Origin of the sequence: Roseateles sp. (assembly GCF_965262435.1) — a bacterium.
Classification (GTDB): Bacteria; Pseudomonadota; Gammaproteobacteria; order Burkholderiales; family Burkholderiaceae_C; genus Paucibacter_A.
On the sequence record NZ_OZ253537.1, the window covers coordinates 3,220,781 to 3,236,237 of the forward strand.

Below are 15,457 nucleotides of genomic sequence, written 5' to 3' on the forward strand. Positions count from 1 at the left end.
CTCGCTTTGCGCTGACGTGCCGGGAGCCAAGTCGCACCATGCGACGCACTTTCCGACAGCGACAAAAACGCGGATTATAGCAATGTTTTTTGGGAGCCGGCCTCCGGGCTCGGCTCGATGCCCGCGTCTGCGGGCCTGTGTCCAGCAAGCCTCAGCCGCCTCGACGCATCATGTCGAAGAAATCAAGGTTGTTCTTGGTGGACTTCATCTTGTCCAGCACGAACTCCATCGCCTCGATCTCGTCCATGTTGTAGAGTAGCTTGCGCAGGATCCAGCTCTTTTGCAGGATCTCCGGCTTGAGCAGCAGCTCTTCACGGCGTGTGCCGGACTTGTTGATCAGGATCGAAGGGTAGACGCGCTTTTCGGCCATACGGCGATCCAGATGGATTTCGCAGTTGCCCGTGCCCTTGAATTCTTCGTAGATCACTTCGTCCATGCGGCTGCCGGTGTCGATCAGCGCGGTGCCGATGATGGTCAGCGAGCCGCCTTCTTCCACCTTGCGGGCGGCGCCGAAGAAGCGCTTGGGGCGCTGCAGGGCGTTGGCGTCCACGCCACCGGTCAGCACTTTGCCTGAGGACGGCAAGACATTGTTGTAGGCGCGGGCTAGACGAGTGATCGAGTCCAGCAGGATGATCACGTCTTTCTTGAGTTCGACCAAGCGCTTGGCGCGCTCGATCACCATCTCGGCCACTTGCACGTGGCGAGCGGCCGGCTCGTCGAAGGTGGAGCTGATCACTTCACCGCGCACGGTGCGGATCATCTCGGTCACTTCTTCGGGGCGCTCGTCCACCAGCAGCACGATCAGGTGGGACTCGGGATGATTGGCCACCAGCGCATGCGCGATGCTCTTCATCATCTCGGTCTTGCCGGTCTTGGGCTGAGCGACGATCAGGGCGCGTTGGCCTTTGCCGATGGGTGCGATCAAGTCGATGATGCGACCGGTGATGTTTTCTTCGCCCTTGAAGTTGTCACGCTCGAGCTTGAACGGTTCCCGCGGGAACAGCGGCGTCAAGTTCTCGAACATGATCTTGTGCTTGCTCTCCTCGGGCGTCAGTTCATTGACGCGGTCGACCTTGACCAGGGCAAAGTAGCGCTCGCCGTCTTTGGGGACGCGCACTTCGCCTTCGATCATGTCGCCGGTATGGAGGTTGAAGCGGCGAATCTGGCTCGGGCTCAGGTAGATGTCATCGGTCGATGCCATATAGCTGTCGTCGATGGATCGCAGGAAGCCGAAGCCATCCGGCAGCACTTCGAGCACGCCGTTGCCGAACACTTGCTCGCCAGCTTTGGCGCGCTTTTTCATGATCGCAAACATCAGCTCCTGCTTGCGCATGCGAGCGACGTTATCGATCTCCAGCTCTTCGCCCATCTTGATGAGTTCGGAGACGTGAAGCGCTTTCAGTTCGGAAAGATGCATGGGTGAACACCCGGTAGGTCGTCAGGGTCCTGCCAAGGACCGGGGACTTAAAACTTCGGCGGCAAGCGCAAATCGCCCTGCAAGCCACGCCAACGGCACAGAAACAGCCAGCGGAACTGCGAATACGAAAAACGAGGGAGCTTGGGCGCCGAGTCCACGCGCCAAAACCGTCGATGCGGCCAGGGCGTGTTGGCAATTCACTGTTGCCGCGAGCCGGGATCCGGGTGGTCACGGCAACAGATTGGAATTGATTATAGGTTAGCGTCCAGGAAGGCAGTCAATTGAGCCTTGGACAGGGCGCCGACTTTGGTGGCTGCCAACTGTCCGTCCTTGAACAACATCAGGGTTGGGATGCCGCGGATGCCGAACTTGGCGGGTACTTCGCGGTTCTCGTCGACGTTCATCTTGGTGACTTGCAGGCGGTCGCCATAGTCCTTGGAAACTTCGTCCAAGATCGGGGCGATCATCTTGCAAGGGCCGCACCACTCTGCCCAGTAGTCGACCAGCACGGGCTTGCCGGCTTGAATCACGTCGGCGTCAAAGGATGCGTCGGAAATGTGTTTGATCAGTTCGCTGCTCATGGAATGTCCTTGGACGGGGTCTCGGCGGGGTGCCGACAGAAGTCCAGTCAGGGCTGGCTTGAATGCCGCAAGATTTTGACACAAAGCCTCCTTGTTCGTGAGTCGCTCCCAATTGCGTAGGCTGGTCTGTGCCTGGTGTCTTTGTCGCGATGTCTTGTGGGTCCCAAGCCATGGCATAACGAGTAAATTGAGTGGATCCGCTTTCGTCTGCGAATGAGGTTGTCGAAGAATTGTTGGTCACACACGGAGTAATGCTGAATTTTCGGGCTAGAATAGATGTCTTAGTCGGGGCGTAGCGCAGCCTGGTAGCGCATCTGCTTTGGGAGCAGAGGGTCGCGAGTTCGAATCCCGCCGCCCCGACCAAGACCCTTTCGAGGAACCCGCTGTAAGCAATGGCTTGCAGCGGGTTTTTTCGTTGTGCAAAGGGTATGCGAAGGCCTCGGGTGGAGGCCGTGCTCCACGGGCTTGCCCTGGGTTATCTCGCCTTCACTGCGCGCAGTTCGAACCTGAGAATTGCGCCCTTCGTGGCCTTACCGGGCCAGCCAACCAAGAAGAATCACTGTCATGGCAATTCAACAACTGACCGACGAGCAGATCAGGACCTGGACGCGCGCCCAAAAGGACGAGTGGTGGTTCAAGAACGTGTTTCGTGGTGATATGCCGCAGTTGACGCTGCGCTCGGCCATGACCGGCTTTCTGCTCGGTGCGGTGCTGGCGGCGACTGCCCTCTATATTGGCGGCAAGACGGGCATTGGCATCGGCGTAGGTCTGACCTCCGTGATCCTGTCGTTCGCATTGTTCCGCGCTCTGCATGGTGCGGGGCTGGCCAAGGACTACACGATTCTCGAGAACAACTGCACCCAGTCCATCGCGACGGCAGCTGGCTATGTGGTCGCGCCCCTGTACTCGAGCCTGGCTGCCTACATGCTGATCACTGGGCGCATCATTCCCTGGTGGCAGATGATGATCTGGATGGCCGTCACATCGATTCTCGGCGTGCTGGTGGCTTTCCCGATGAAGCGGCGCTTCATCAACGACGAGCAACTGCCCTTCCCCGAAGGGCGTGCCAGCGGCGTGGTGCTGGACGCGCTCTATACCGGCGATGCGGCTGCAGGCATGTACAAGGCTCGTCTGCTGGGCGCGGTAGCTGGATTCACGGCTCTTTATCAGGCCATGGTCAGCGACGGCTGGATGAAGCTGATCCAATTCAAGATCCTGCGCATGGACCAATGGGCGGGCATGAAAGAGCCCTGGTACTTCCATGAGCGCTTGGATACTTACTATTACCAAGCGGCCGTGAAGGCTGATTTGTGGATCCCCAAGATTCTGGGTACCGATTTCCGCGTGCTGGGACTTCGCCTGACCTTGGATGCCGCCATGATTGGCGTGGGCGGCCTGATGGGTATCGCCGTCGCCACCAGCTGCTTGTTGGGCGCGTTCATCAATTTCGGGATCCTGGCCCCATTGATGATTCAGGCCGGCGACATTGCCCCGCGGGTCAGCCCGACCGGCGTTGTCGTTCCGCTGGGGCGTGCCGAGATCGTCAATCAATGGTCCCTGTGGTGGGGTGTGACGATGATGGTGGTGGGCTCGCTGACCAGCTTGCTGGCCAAGCCAGAGCTCTTCACCAGTCTGTTCAAGGGCAAGCCTAAGGGTTCGGCTGCAGCCGTCAGGGGCCCCGATCTGCTGGCTGGTATCGAAGTGCCGCTGTGGGTGTCTTACGTCGGCATCCCGGTGTTCAGCTTGCTGGGTGCCTGGGTGACACATCTATTTTTTGGTGTGCCCATGTTCCTGGCGCTGGTGTCTTTGCCCTTGATCTTTGTTTTGACGATCATTTGTGCCAATTCCATGGCGCTCACTTCCTGGACGCCCACTGGCGCGCTGTCCAAGATCACCCAGTTCACGATGGGTGCGATCGACCGCAGCAATCCGGCCAGCAATCTGCTGCCGGCTGGTATGACCTCGGAAATCGCTTCGAACGCTGCCAATTTGCTGTCCGACATCAAGCCTGGCTACATGCTGGGCGGTAAACCGCGTCACCAGGTGATTGGCCATGTGATCGGCATCTTCGCTGGCCTTGCGGCGTGCGTCCCCTTGTATTTCCTGCTGTTCCTGCCTGCCGATGCAGCCGGTGTGCGAACGACGACCACGCTGGTGACCGAGCAGTTTGCGATGCCCGCTGCATTGCAGTGGAAAGGTGTGGCGGAGTTGATTGCCAAGGGCATTCAGGGGCTGCCGCAATCGGCGGTGGTGGCCATGATCGTGGCCGCTCTGAGTGCTTTTGCGATTGAGGTGGCCCGCATTGTCACCAAGGGCCGCTTCCCCTTGTCAGCAGTGTCGATCGGCCTTGGCGTGGTTCTGCCGCCTGAATCGGTGTTCGCCATGTGGGTCGGCGCGCTGCTGTTCTGGGTGATGGGCTTGCGCAACAAGAAGGCCGGCAGCTCTGGCCACCGTTTCTGGGTCGAGGGTTGCGAATCCATCTGTGCTGGCCTGATTTCTGGTGCGGCCTTGATGGGCATTGGCAACGCCATCGTCAACGTGTTGCTGGCCTGAGTACCCTGTAGACCGGTCAGCCCAGGCGCATGGCAGCCTTGGGCTGCATGGCACAATCGCGGCCCGCAATGAGTGCCTGTTGCCGATGTGCATCAGGTGGGTCATGCACCCTGCTTAACTGCCTTCATCCGACCATAGCTCAACTGGATAGAGCACCCGCCTTCTAAGCGGGCGGTTGCAAGTTCGATTCTTGCTGGTCGGGCCAATTCTTGCGATCGAACCACTTTTTGGTTTCGTTGAATCGCCGGAGACCTTCGTTCTTGCCATTGGCTGATCGCTAGATTCTTGTCGCGCGTACAAGATTACCGCTGAATATCGGCGTCCTAGGGTTTTCCTGGTGTTTGCGCTAGCTTAAATCGGCCTTTGGCGCCGGATTCCTGCGTTTTGGCCTCCGATTTGCCTTCGCAAGGGTCGTATCTTGCGTGTTACAGAACGTAAAGTGGGAAGCACAAAACGAGGGAAGCGATGCGCTTTGAGGCGCACGCCCGGAGGGGGAGCGGGGTGGGGCTGACCAGGCCCCTCCCGCACCCAGGGGGAATGGCTTGGAACGCGTGCGGGCTTCAATGCTCGCCTTGAGTGTGTTCCTTGTGAGCTGGCGGCGCCCTTGTGGCGCCGCTTTGCTTTTGTTCCTTGCCACCTGCCGCGGAGGCTGGCAGCCGGTCCGCCGGATTCGATTGTTAGACTCGCCGGGCCGTGCTGCCTTGCAACTGCCACTTTGGGCCCGGAAAAGCTGAATCGACCCCCTCTGCACCGCACCATGAATTGCCTTGAATCCCGCCGGCGCTTGCTGCCGCCAGTTTTTGCCGCTCTGGTCGCGCTGACCTTGATGGTGTTGCCTCTGGCCGTGCGAGCCCAGGCTGCTGCAGATTGCCTGATGGTGTTTGGTCATGGGCGCAACTACGAACCCGCCATGGCGGCGCAGAATGCGCAGTGGGATCAGGTCAATCTGCGCTTCAACCGGCAGGTGGTGGAGGTGTTGAACCAGGCGGCTCGACCGGCTCATGGCATGGTGCTTCAGGTCGCCGCTGTGGACCTGGCGCGCAACCTGGGGATGCTGCTCAATGAAGCCGGGCAGCGCGGCTGCTCCCAAGTTCTTGAAACCACGGTGTTTGCCGATGTGGAGTCCGCAACGTTCAAAGCGCGGCTGCGCCTGTACCCCGTGCTTGGCTTGAAAGGCCCGCGTGCGGCCGATGCTGGCTTGAGCGTCGGGCAAGCGGTCTACACCAATGAGCGTGGATTTGAACTCAGCCTGCGCAGCCTGGAGAGGCTGCGACCTGAACTGCTGGCGCGGACCATGACCGAAGAGTTTCTGGCGGCTCAGTCGCAGGCCACGCCGCTTCAGGGGCCGGCCGCATCGGATCAGCCGTGATGACAGCGCCTTCAGCGCCGGCGGTATTGGCCTTTGCCGAACAGCGCGTCGCGAGCTTTGTCATCGAGCAGTGGTTTGCGTTGTCCCTCAAGCACGGCCAGCCCGCGCTGCACCGCTGGCCGAGCCGCAATCTCGTCAAACCAGCCCTTGAGATGGGGGAACTCCGAAAGCTGCACGCCTTGATTTTTCCAGCTGCGCAGCCAGGGGAAGATGGCCATGTCGGCAATGCTGTAGGCTGGCCCACCGACGTAGCGGCTGGCCGCCAGTCGCTTGTTGATGACGCCGTACAAGCGCTGTGCCTCATTGCTATAGCGCTCGATCGCGTAGTCGATTTTTTCCTGGGCGTAGATACGAAAGTGGTGCGCCTGTCCGAGCATGGGGCCTACGCTGCCCATCTGGAACATCAGCCACTGCAGCACTTCATATTTGCCGGCGGTATCGGCGGGCAGGAATTTGCCGGTCTTGCCTGCGAGGTAAAGCAGGATGGCACCCGACTCGAACAGATGGATCGGTCGGCAGTCCGGGCCTTCGTTGTCGGTGATCGCCGGGATCTTGTTGTTCGGGCTGATGGCCAGGAAAGCGGCTTCAAATTGGGCGCCGCTGCCGATATCCACAGGGATCACCCGATAGGGCAGTCCGCATTCTTCCAACATGATGTGAACCTTGTGGCCATTGGGTGTGGGCCATGAATACACTTCAATCATTTGGGTTCTCCACCTTGGCCAGACGGTCGATGCAGACCGCATCGGGTCGCAGCTCTGGCGATTGCCGCATTGTGCTAGCTCATGTTTTTTAAGCAAGTCAAACACTGGTTTGTGGCCCGCTCCAACGCAGCGCGGTGGCGGCCCATCCATGATTGGTCGGAGAGCCGCAACGCTCAGTTCCGGCTGACTCGCGACGGCCGTGGTTTTGTGATGGAGCAGCCCAAGGCCTTGCCTGGAGGCCTGCGCATCGAGTGGGGGGCTTCGCAGCGCGGTTACATCAAAGGCAATGAGCTTCGCATGCGCTGCGAGTTGCGGCTGCACAGCGACCTGCAGATGATGGTCTTGTGCAGGCAGCTGATGGATACGTTGGAGTCCACGGTCTTCGAAGCTTATACGGACACCCTCAAAACCCGTGTTGATACCGATACGCCGGAAGAGATGCGCTGGCTGGTGATGTTTCCCAAGCTCGGGCAGATCAGCTCCAAGCTGGTGCGCCAGCGCTTCGGTGCCGTCGGCGTCAACAAGGACCTGACTGCGGCCTGGCTGGATGGTGAGTTCTCTGAAGTGCTGGCTCAGGCCAGTCAGGATTTGCTGCCCGAGGGTCACCCCTTTGTGCTGATGACCATGCGTGGCAACGCCTATCTGCGTACTGCCATGGAGCAGCCCAGCTTGGCGGTGATTCAGGGTTTGCTCAAGGTGCTGGACTCGGCCTGCCGTGAAGCACAGCGCATCAACGGCCGCTTGTCCGACAGCGGTCCTTGGCCCACCACCACCTCGATTGCCTGGCAGTCTTCGCGGCCGGAAGAGGACCTCAGCCGGCCTTGAGTGCGGAGTTTGGGTCGAGCCGGGTATTGGTCCGTTCTGATAAGAGTCGCGCCCGCGCTGCGCCTTGCTGTGTTGGCTGTCCCGTCTTCAGCGGTTGGCAATTGTCAGCAGTTTGTCCCGGTTCAGCACGACCAGGCGTGTCGGTTCGACCCGCACCGCGCCCTCACGCTCGAAACTCTTGAGCTCCTGATTCACGCGCTGACGCGAGGCGCCCAGCAGCTGGGCCAGGTCTTCTTGGGCGAGTTGCAGTCCAATGCGGATTTCATCGCCCTGGAGCTCTCCATATGAGCGCGCTAGAAAGAGTATTTGCTTGGCCAGGCGTGATGCCAACGGGCGCGTGTTGAGGTCTTCGACCATGTCGAACATCAGGCGCAGGCGGCGGCAGTTCAAGCGCAGGAGTGCTTCATAGAGCTCGGTGTGGCGCTGCAGCAGCTCCTTGAAATCGGGTTTGCGCATGACCAGCAAGGTCGTTTCGCCGTGCACGCTCGCGTCATGCGTGCGAGGCAGGCCATCAAACAGAGAGATGTCACCGAACCAGGTGCCGGGCTCCACATAAGTCAGTGCAATTTGCTTGCCGGCCAGGGAGACTGAGCTGACACGCACGGCGCCCTTGGCGACCGCCATCCATTCTTCAGCGGGTTCGCCGCGGCAAGACAGCAAGGCGCCGTCGTGCAAGCGGCGGACTGAAGCGCGGGCGAGGATGTCGCTGCGCAATGCGGCCGACAGCTTGGAGAACCAGGGGCCGGAGTCGATGTTGTGGCGTTCAAGCTGTGTGAGGGCCGTGCTGTTCATTGTGGATCGCTGACGTGACGGCGGGGTTCCGCTGTCTGGCCCGACATTGTCCATGAGGGCGAGGGGCGCTGCTCCTTGGTGCTGCGAACGAGCGGCAAGATTGGGCACGAGTCTCGCAAATAGGTGGTTGAAGCAGGCTTGTTTCGCAGCTCCATCGAGCCCAGCCGAGGGGCCCTCCATGCTAGAGTGAGTCAAACAACATTGACCCCCGGCATGGACCGAGATTTCCCACTGTCCTCTCATCTTTGGCGCAAATCCCGTGTGCTGGCGCCGCTGCTGATCAGCTGGACCGGCCTGGGGTTCGGGGTCGCTGGCAGTGCTCATGCCCTGGGGGTGGACAGGCCGCTGACTCAGTCAGCCTTGGGCCAGGCCCTGAGTCTGGTGTTCCCGGTCTTGCTCAAGCCCGGTGAGATGCTGGCCGCTGAGTGCGTCCAGGCTGATGTGTATGCCGGTGAAGCGCGTGTGCCTCCCAATTTGGTTCAGTTGGTGCTGGAAGGGGAGAGCGAAGGGGCGGTGCGAGCCGTGCGCTTGTATAGCCCGGTGCCCATCAACGAGCCCTTGGTTCATGTCAGCTTGAGCCTGGGTTGCCCGACTCAGCTGAGTCGCCAGTACACCGCGTTCATCGATCCACCGGGTCTTGATCAAGGTGCCCGCGCCATCGCTGGTGCAGCGACGCGGCCGCCTCAGTATTCGCCAGCCCTGCGCGCAGCCCTGGGTGCTGCCGGCGCGAGACCTGAGGCGTTGCTGGCCGGCTCGGTCCGTATGCCCGTGCCTGCTGTTGTGGCGCCGTCCGCCGCGCGCCCCGCTCAAGCATCGGCCGTGGCGGGCATTCTGGCTGAATCAGGTCAGCCTCAGGCCAAAGCCCGTGCCAAACCGTTCCGATCGGTGGGCGTGAAGACTGTGCCGGTGCAGCCTTTGGTGGCCGGGCCAGCACCACGACTTCGCTTGGAGCCGCCTGATGCGGTGGAAGCAGCCGAATCGCCCCTGGCGCAGATTGCCGCTGCAGAAACGGCTCTGTTGCGCCTGCGCCAGCTCGAAGAGACGCTCAACCGTTTGCAGCAAGACAACCAGGCCAGCCGTGGCAAGCTCCAGGACTTGCACACGCAATTGGCGGCGCCGGAAGTTGCAGAACCACCGTCGCTTGCGTTGCTGTCCTTGGGCTTGCTGAGCCTGTCCTTGGCGGGCTTCAGTGCCTTCCTGTGGCGCAGCCGCAGTCGCGAACGAGCCGAGCGCGATGCGGCATGGTGGAGTGCCGGGCGAGTCGATGCCGACTCCCCAGAGCCATCTCCTGCAGTCGCCGAACCGGCCCGCGGTGCTGCGCCCAGCACTGGCGCGCCAAGCGCATCTTTGGCAGGCCTGCAGGTCGCCGCAGGTGCAGCGGTGCCTCCTGCCCTCGCGCATGAACCTACGCCCTTCGCCGGCTTGCCCTCATTGGGCAGCCGAGACGAACGCACAATCACCATGCCGCCACTGGATTCGGCTGAGCTGGCCGACGGCTTCGCCGAGAGTCGGGTGGGTTCCCTGCGCGATGATGTCGGCGGGCCAGCAGGGCGCAGCTTGCCGGCCGCAGAAGTAGCTCCGCTGGACGATTTGAATTCCGGGCCCTTGAGCATCCAGCTGCTCGACTCGTCGGCCAATTTTGTCAATGAAACTGGCGCGTTCACGGCCCCTGTGCCTTTGAATGTGACCGCCGTGGGCAACGATCACGTCACGGTGGAAGAGCTGATTGATCTGGAACAGCAGGTTGAGTTTTTCCTGGTGCTGGGCCAGAGCGAGGCGGCGATCGAGCTGCTGCAGGCGCGCATCAATTTTGGCGGCGCCAGTGCCTTGCCCTATTTGAAGTTGCTGGAGATTCACCAGCGCCAGGGCGAAGAGATGTACTTCAATGAAGTCGCGGCCAGCTTCGCCAAGCGCTTTGATGCGCTGGCACCCACATGGGGGCCGATCTCAATTCCGGTCGCGATCTCGAAACCTATGCCGCTGTCCTCAAGCGAGTGCAGGGCCGCTGGGCTGATCCTGCGGCTAGCATGGCGCTCTTGCAGGAGCTGCTGTCCAAGGGCGGGGACAACGGTCGCGGTTTCGATCTGCCCGCGTATCGCGAGTTGCTGTTCCTCTACAGCGTGGCCCGTGATCGCTCCGAGCATGAAGTCCGCAGCGATGAGATCGACCTCTTCCTGCCTCTGGACTCCAAGAACCAGCCCGATGACGGCCACCAATTGATGGCGACCATGATCTGGCAGGGCAAGGAAATTCCTGGGCCGCAACATGCGCTGGAGGTCGACATCTCCCTGGATGATGAGCCTGTCGCCCCCGCTTTGTCGCCCGTGGAAAACAGCCGTCACTGAGCCGGGCTAGCCCCGCTGGGCCGCGACTCAGAGTTGGTTGAGCAGCGCCACGGCGCGATCCAAAGTGCTGTCTTGCTTGGCAAAGCAAAAGCGAATGATCTTGCGTTCACTGGCCCGCATCTGATCTTCCGCGCTGTTGTGAAAGGCCGAGATCGGAATGGCGGCCACGCCGACTTCTCGCGTCAGCCATTGGCAGAACTCGCTGTCGTTCAGCTCGCTGGGCTGGCCCAGTTCGCCGTAGTCCACGCATTGGAAATAGCTGCCTGAACAAGGCAGCAGCCGCAGTTGCGAAGCGGCCAGGCCGGCACGGAAATGGTCGCGCTTGCGCTGGTAAAAGGCGGGTACGGACTGGTGAGGGCGAGGGTCCTCGAGGTAGCGCGCCAGACCGAGCTGCACCGGCGTGTTGACTGAGAACACCGTGTACTGGTGCACCTTGCGAAACTCGGTGCTGAGCGAGGCTGGCGCTGCCACATAACCGGCCTTCCAGCCGGTGACGTGGAAGGTCTTGCCGAAACTCGACACGATCAGGCTGCGTGCCGCCAACTCGGGAAAGCGCGCCACACTTTGGTGGGCCGCGCCGTCGAACACCATGTGTTCGTACACCTCATCACTGATCAGCAGTACCGAGGTGCCGCGCAACAGTTCCGCCAGGCTGAGCATTTCCTCCTCGCTCCAGACCGTGGCGCTGGGGTTGTGCGGCGTGTTGATGATGATGGCGCGGGTGCGCGGGCTGAGTGCGGCACGAATGCGCTCAAAATCGGGTCGGAAGCTGTGCGGGTCCAGCGGCACGCGCACCAGCACGCCGCCGGCCAGTTCTACATTGGGCGCATAGCTGTCGTAGCAGGGTTCCAGCACCATCACCTCGTCGCCCGGATGGACGATGGCCAGCAGCGCCGTCAAGATCGCCTGGGTCGCGCCAGCGGTGATGGTGATCTCCCGCTCCGGGCAGTAGGACATGCCGTGGCTGGCCAGAAGCTTGGCGGCTACGGCCTCACGCAGCGCCGGCACTCCGGGCATGGGCGGGTATTGGTTGTGCCCGGCCAGCATGGCTTGATGGACGGCCTCGATCAGTGCAGGGTCGCAGTCGAAGTCCGGGAAGCCCTGGCCCAGATTGACGGCACCATGGGCTTGCGCCAAAGCCGACATGGTGCTGAAGATGGTGGCGCCGACACGCGGCAGGCGGCTGATCAGCGCCGGTGTTTCGAAGTTCATTCGGTCTAGCAGTTGTGGGTCGGCCTTTGGATGACCTGACGTCAGAGTTTGTAGTCGCTGGCGTCGCCGCTCATGGCGCGTTCCAGCAGCGGGCGATTGAGGCGGTCTGACAGCAGCTCGGCAAAGCTGTAGACATAATTCCTCAGATAAGCGCCACGCTTGAAGGCGATGCGGGTGACATTCTGGCCGAACAGATGGCCCAGCGGCCGCGAGGCCAGATCGCTGCCCGGTGCATCTTCTCGCACCGCCATCTCGGCGACGATACCGACACCCATGCCTAGGCGCACATAGGTCTTGATGACATCGGAATCGATCGCTTCCAGAACAAAGTTCGGATGCAGACCGTGCGCACTGAAGGCGCGGTCGATGCGCGTGCGCCCCGTGAAGCTTGGGTGATAGGAAACCAGGGGCTCGGCGGCGAGCTGTTCCAAGCTGGGGCGTTCGACTTGCGCCAAGGGGTGGTCGGCCGGTACCACCAGCACATGCTGCCATTCATAGCAGGGCAGGGTGACCAGCTCCTCGATCTGGGCCAGGGACTCGGTGGCCAGGCCGACGTCCGCGCTGTCATCCAGCAGCATGCGCACGACCTGGTCAGGGTTGCCTTGGTGCAGGCTGATGCGCACCAGGGGCATCTGACGGCGCAGCTGAGCTACGGGCCCGGGCAACACATAGCGTGCCTGGGTGTGGGTGGTGGCAATCGACAGGGTGCCGTTGTCCTGCTTGGAGTACTCGTCACCAATGCGCTTGAGGTTGTTGACCTCGCGCATGATGATTTCGATGGCGGCCAGTACCTGCTGCCCCGGCTCAGTGATGCGGCGCAGGCGTTTGCCGTGGCGGGCGAAGATGTCGATGCCCAGCTCTTCTTCCAGTTCGAGAATCGCCTTGGAGACGCCGGGCTGTGAGGTGAAGAGTGCCTTGGCGGTCTCGGTCAGGTTCAGGTTGCGGCGCGCAGCCTCCTGCACGAAGCGAAACTGATGCAAGTTCATGTCTGCGGCTCGAGCGGGCCATCAAGCCAGGCCAGGCTGGCGTCGGTCATGGCCTGGATGATGCGTTCCTGATCGCCCAAAGCCGGGTGCAGCAACCAGCTCACCGTCGCGCCATAGTGTTGCTGCAGGCGTTCCAGCAGCGGGGGAATGTCGCGCCGCACATGGCCGCCGGTGCCCAGGAACATGGGCACGATATGGATGCTGGTGCAGCCCTGTGCCGCGAGCTCATTCGCGGCCTGTTCCAGGCTGGGTTCCATGAATTCTAGAAAGGCCAACCGCAAAGGCAGGCCGGGGCGCTGGGCCGCCAAGCGGGCGGCCACGGCCGCGAAGGGACGAGCCCAATCGGGGTCGCGTGCTCCGTGGGCAAATAGCAGCAGTCCTTGGCTCATGGGATAGGTTCCGTGGGGGTTGTCAGCGGTAGCGAACCAGCCAGCCAAAGGCGGCCAGAGAAAGGGCCAGATAGACCAGGCTCGGCGAGGCGGCGGCGGCCCAGGGCGTCCAGTTGTTCAGGATGCCCATATGGCCCGCCACATTGTTCAGCAGCACAAAGCTGATACCCAGCATGATGCCGCCAAACACCTTGAGGCTGATGCCGCCCGAGCGCCCATGCAAATAGGCAAAGGGCAGGGCCAGGGCGATCATCACAAAGCAGGCGAAGGGGTAGAGCGCCTTGCGCCAGAACTGGATGTTATGGGCCTGGGCTGATTGCTCTTGTGCCGACAGGTGCTCGGTGTAGCGGTAGAGCTCCAAGGTGGACATGGAGCCTGCAGGCAGCACCGCGGCCGTGATCACGCCGGCATGTAGGCTGCTCGGCCAATCGAGGCTTGGCAGGCGTAGCTCGCGCACTGGAGCCTCTTCTTTGTTGCCGGAGCTGCTGCGGGTGGCCCACTCGGTCCGCTGTACATCCTGCAACTGCCACAGGCCTTGCTTGTCGACACTGGCGCGCTCGGCTGCGGTGCGGGAGATCAGGCCGCCATGTTCATCAAACTCAAAGATGCGCACATCGCGCAGCTGGCCGGCCACATCGGCCTGGCCAACGTTGATCGAATAGCTGCGGTCCTGACCGTCCACGGTCCGGTGCTCCTTGAGCCAAGCACCCTTGGCGCCAGATTGGGTGTTCCCGGTGGCGCTGGCGCGCAACAGGTCGTACTGACGCTTGAAGAAGGGCTCGGCGTAGTCACCGGCCACAAAGGTGAGCACCGCGAAGACCAGGGCCAGATTGGCCAGCAAGCCGAGAGCACGCCCTGGTCCCAGGCCGCCGGTCCGCAAGATGGTGAACTCACTGGATTGGGCCAAACGGGCCAGGGAGAAGATCGTGCCGATCAGTACTGTGATCGGGAACAGCTGGTAGAAATGTCCCGGTATGGACAGCAAGGCCAGCTGAACTGCCACCCAGCTGCCAGCGCCGGCACGGCTCATGCGGTCGATTTCATCGACGCAATCGGTGAAGAAGAACAGGGACAAAAAGGCCAGGGTGACAAAGGCGACCGCACCGACGATGTCGCGGTAGAGCAGGCGGCGGACGGTCTTCATGCGGGGTTCCCCGGGCAGCTGGCTTTCAGGCCAGCGCCGCGGCGGCGAGGCAGGTGGATGCGATTGCCTTGGTCGCGCCACCAGAGCAGCAGCAAGGCCAGAGCCAAAGCACTGCCGTGAACGCTCAGAAGTGCGCCGCTCATGCTCATGCGGCCGCTGGTGATCCAGGCCTGGCTGAGGTTGACCAGGTTGAAATAGACGACAAAAGTCAGCAAGGCGAAAAGCAGGTTCCAGTTGCTGGCGCGGCGCGGATTGGTGGCCGACAGACCGAGTCCCAGCAGGCACATATTGACGGCCGACAGAATCATGCCAAAGCGCCAGGCCAGCTCGGCGCGGTTGCGCGGCGTGGGGGTGGTCAGCAGTTCCATCGTGGCCAGGGCTTTGGGCGGCAACTGATCGGCCGAACGCAGCACTTGGCTGTCCATCAGCACTTGGTACTCCTCGAAGCGAGCCAGGGTCTTCTCACCGCCAAAGCCCTTCATTTCATTGCGCTGACCGCGGTCCAGCACGAGGAATCGGTCGTCGCCGTTTTGCTCGATGCGTCCCTTGGATGAGGTGGTGACTGATTCGGTGTCGTTTTGCTTGGACAGGATGAAGACATTGCGACCAGTGCGGCCGTCTTCGCTGTCGCGTTCGATGAAGAAGACCCGGCTGCCGTCGCGCGAAGGCTGGAATTGGCCGGGCGCGACGCGGGAGAGGTCGCTGCGCTTTTGATAGCGCTCGCGCAGCTGGGCGCTGTTCTGGTTGCCCCAGGGCCAAATCAAGAGATAAAGCGCCATCACCACCAGCAAGACCGGCCAGGCCATGCGGAACACCGGCTTGGCGAATCGGCTCAGGCCGATGCCGCTGGCGAACCAGATGGACATCTCCGAGTCGCGGTACATGCGGCCCAGGCTGGTCACGATGGCGATGAACAGCGACAGGATCAGCATCGTGGGCAGATGGCCCAGCGAGGCGTAACCCAGCAACAGCATCACATCCTGCGGCGCCACGCTACCGCCCGCCGCCTGGCCCAGGGTGCCAATCAGCATGATGGTGAGGACGGTGGTGAGAATGACCACGAGGGTCACGCCGAAGCTGCGGGCCAGCTCGGTGCGTACGGTGGAATCGAATAACATCCTGGGACTTTTTTCTACTCGG

The 15,457-nt window shown here is 61.8% G+C and carries 14 protein-coding genes and 2 tRNA genes; 6 read left to right on the forward strand and 10 right to left on the reverse strand.

Annotated elements, in window-relative coordinates:
- Positions 1–151: 151 nt before the first annotated feature.
- Both rho and trxA read right to left on the reverse strand, forming a co-directional pair.
- Positions 152–1,417: a transcription termination factor Rho gene (gene rho / locus ACQY39_RS13965; protein ID WP_263517509.1), complete on the reverse strand. Its 1,266-nt coding sequence runs from the start codon at positions 1,415–1,417 to the stop codon at positions 152–154.
- A 251-nt stretch (positions 1,418–1,668) separates the two neighbouring features.
- Positions 1,669–1,998, reverse strand: coding sequence for a thioredoxin TrxA (trxA, locus tag ACQY39_RS13970; protein ID WP_263517508.1), 330 nt, complete (start codon positions 1,996–1,998; stop codon positions 1,669–1,671).
- A 286-nt stretch (positions 1,999–2,284) separates the two neighbouring features.
- Here trxA and ACQY39_RS13975 point away from each other — a divergent pair.
- From ACQY39_RS13975 to ACQY39_RS13990, 4 genes are all read left to right on the forward strand, one after another.
- Positions 2,285–2,361, forward strand: a tRNA-Pro gene (locus ACQY39_RS13975).
- 201 nt (positions 2,362–2,562) lie between these two features.
- Positions 2,563–4,551: an OPT family oligopeptide transporter gene (locus tag ACQY39_RS13980; RefSeq protein ID WP_428507182.1), complete on the forward strand. Its 1,989-nt coding sequence runs from the start codon at positions 2,563–2,565 to the stop codon at positions 4,549–4,551.
- Positions 4,552–4,679: 128 nt separating this feature from the next.
- Positions 4,680–4,756, forward strand: a tRNA-Arg gene (locus tag ACQY39_RS13985).
- Positions 4,757–5,308: 552 nt separating this feature from the next.
- A complete protein-coding gene (locus tag ACQY39_RS13990) occupies positions 5,309–5,920 on the forward strand; it encodes a hypothetical protein (RefSeq protein WP_428507184.1) in 612 nt (203 codons plus the stop codon).
- Between the two features lie 11 nt (positions 5,921–5,931).
- Here the strand turns inward: ACQY39_RS13990 and ACQY39_RS13995 are convergent, their stop codons facing one another.
- Positions 5,932–6,624, reverse strand: coding sequence for a glutathione S-transferase N-terminal domain-containing protein (locus ACQY39_RS13995; RefSeq protein ID WP_428510813.1), 693 nt, complete (start codon positions 6,622–6,624; stop codon positions 5,932–5,934).
- An 81-nt stretch (positions 6,625–6,705) separates the two neighbouring features.
- On the opposite strand from ACQY39_RS13995, the gene ACQY39_RS14000 reads away from it, so the two are divergent.
- Positions 6,706–7,449, forward strand: a complete 744-nt coding sequence (locus ACQY39_RS14000; RefSeq protein WP_428507186.1) for a hypothetical protein — start codon at positions 6,706–6,708, stop codon at positions 7,447–7,449.
- Between the two features lie 87 nt (positions 7,450–7,536).
- Here ACQY39_RS14000 and ACQY39_RS14005 read toward each other — a convergent pair whose 3' ends face one another.
- Together ACQY39_RS14005 and ACQY39_RS14010 are read right to left on the reverse strand one after the other, a co-directional pair.
- The gene (locus tag ACQY39_RS14005) at positions 7,537–8,241 is read right to left on the reverse strand and encodes a Crp/Fnr family transcriptional regulator (protein WP_428507188.1); all 705 of its coding nucleotides are present in this window, start codon (positions 8,239–8,241) and stop codon (positions 7,537–7,539) included.
- A 1,428-nt stretch (positions 8,242–9,669) separates the two neighbouring features.
- Complete coding sequence (locus ACQY39_RS14010; RefSeq protein ID WP_428507190.1) at positions 9,670–10,098, reverse strand: hypothetical protein; 429 nt, start codon at positions 10,096–10,098, stop codon at positions 9,670–9,672.
- A gap of 77 nt (positions 10,099–10,175) precedes the next feature.
- On the opposite strand from ACQY39_RS14010, the gene ACQY39_RS14015 reads away from it, so the two are divergent.
- Positions 10,176–10,586 carry a hypothetical protein gene (locus ACQY39_RS14015; protein WP_428507192.1) on the forward strand — a complete coding sequence of 137 codons (411 nt, stop codon included), beginning with the start codon at positions 10,176–10,178 and terminating at the stop codon, positions 10,584–10,586.
- A 27-nt stretch (positions 10,587–10,613) separates the two neighbouring features.
- On the opposite strand, the gene ACQY39_RS14020 is transcribed toward ACQY39_RS14015, so the two are convergent.
- The 5 genes from ACQY39_RS14020 to lptF are packed head-to-tail and all read right to left on the reverse strand — an operon-like array spanning position 10,614 to position 15,435.
- The gene (locus tag ACQY39_RS14020; protein WP_428507194.1) at positions 10,614–11,798 is read right to left on the reverse strand and encodes a pyridoxal phosphate-dependent aminotransferase; all 1,185 of its coding nucleotides are present in this window, start codon (positions 11,796–11,798) and stop codon (positions 10,614–10,616) included.
- 41 nt (positions 11,799–11,839) lie between these two features.
- Complete coding sequence (locus ACQY39_RS14025; RefSeq protein ID WP_428507196.1) at positions 11,840–12,784, reverse strand: CysB family HTH-type transcriptional regulator; 945 nt, start codon at positions 12,782–12,784, stop codon at positions 11,840–11,842.
- Positions 12,781–13,173: a sirohydrochlorin chelatase gene (locus ACQY39_RS14030; RefSeq protein WP_428507198.1), complete on the reverse strand. Its 393-nt coding sequence runs from the start codon at positions 13,171–13,173 to the stop codon at positions 12,781–12,783. The genes ACQY39_RS14025 and ACQY39_RS14030 overlap by 4 nt, the downstream gene beginning before the upstream one ends.
- A gap of 22 nt (positions 13,174–13,195) precedes the next feature.
- Positions 13,196–14,317, reverse strand: a complete 1,122-nt coding sequence (gene lptG, locus ACQY39_RS14035) for an LPS export ABC transporter permease LptG (RefSeq protein ID WP_428507200.1) — start codon at positions 14,315–14,317, stop codon at positions 13,196–13,198.
- Positions 14,314–15,435, reverse strand: a complete 1,122-nt coding sequence (gene lptF, locus ACQY39_RS14040) for an LPS export ABC transporter permease LptF (protein ID WP_428507202.1) — start codon at positions 15,433–15,435, stop codon at positions 14,314–14,316. Before lptF ends, lptG begins: the two co-directional genes overlap by 4 nt.
- Between the last annotated feature and the right edge of the window lie 22 nt (positions 15,436–15,457).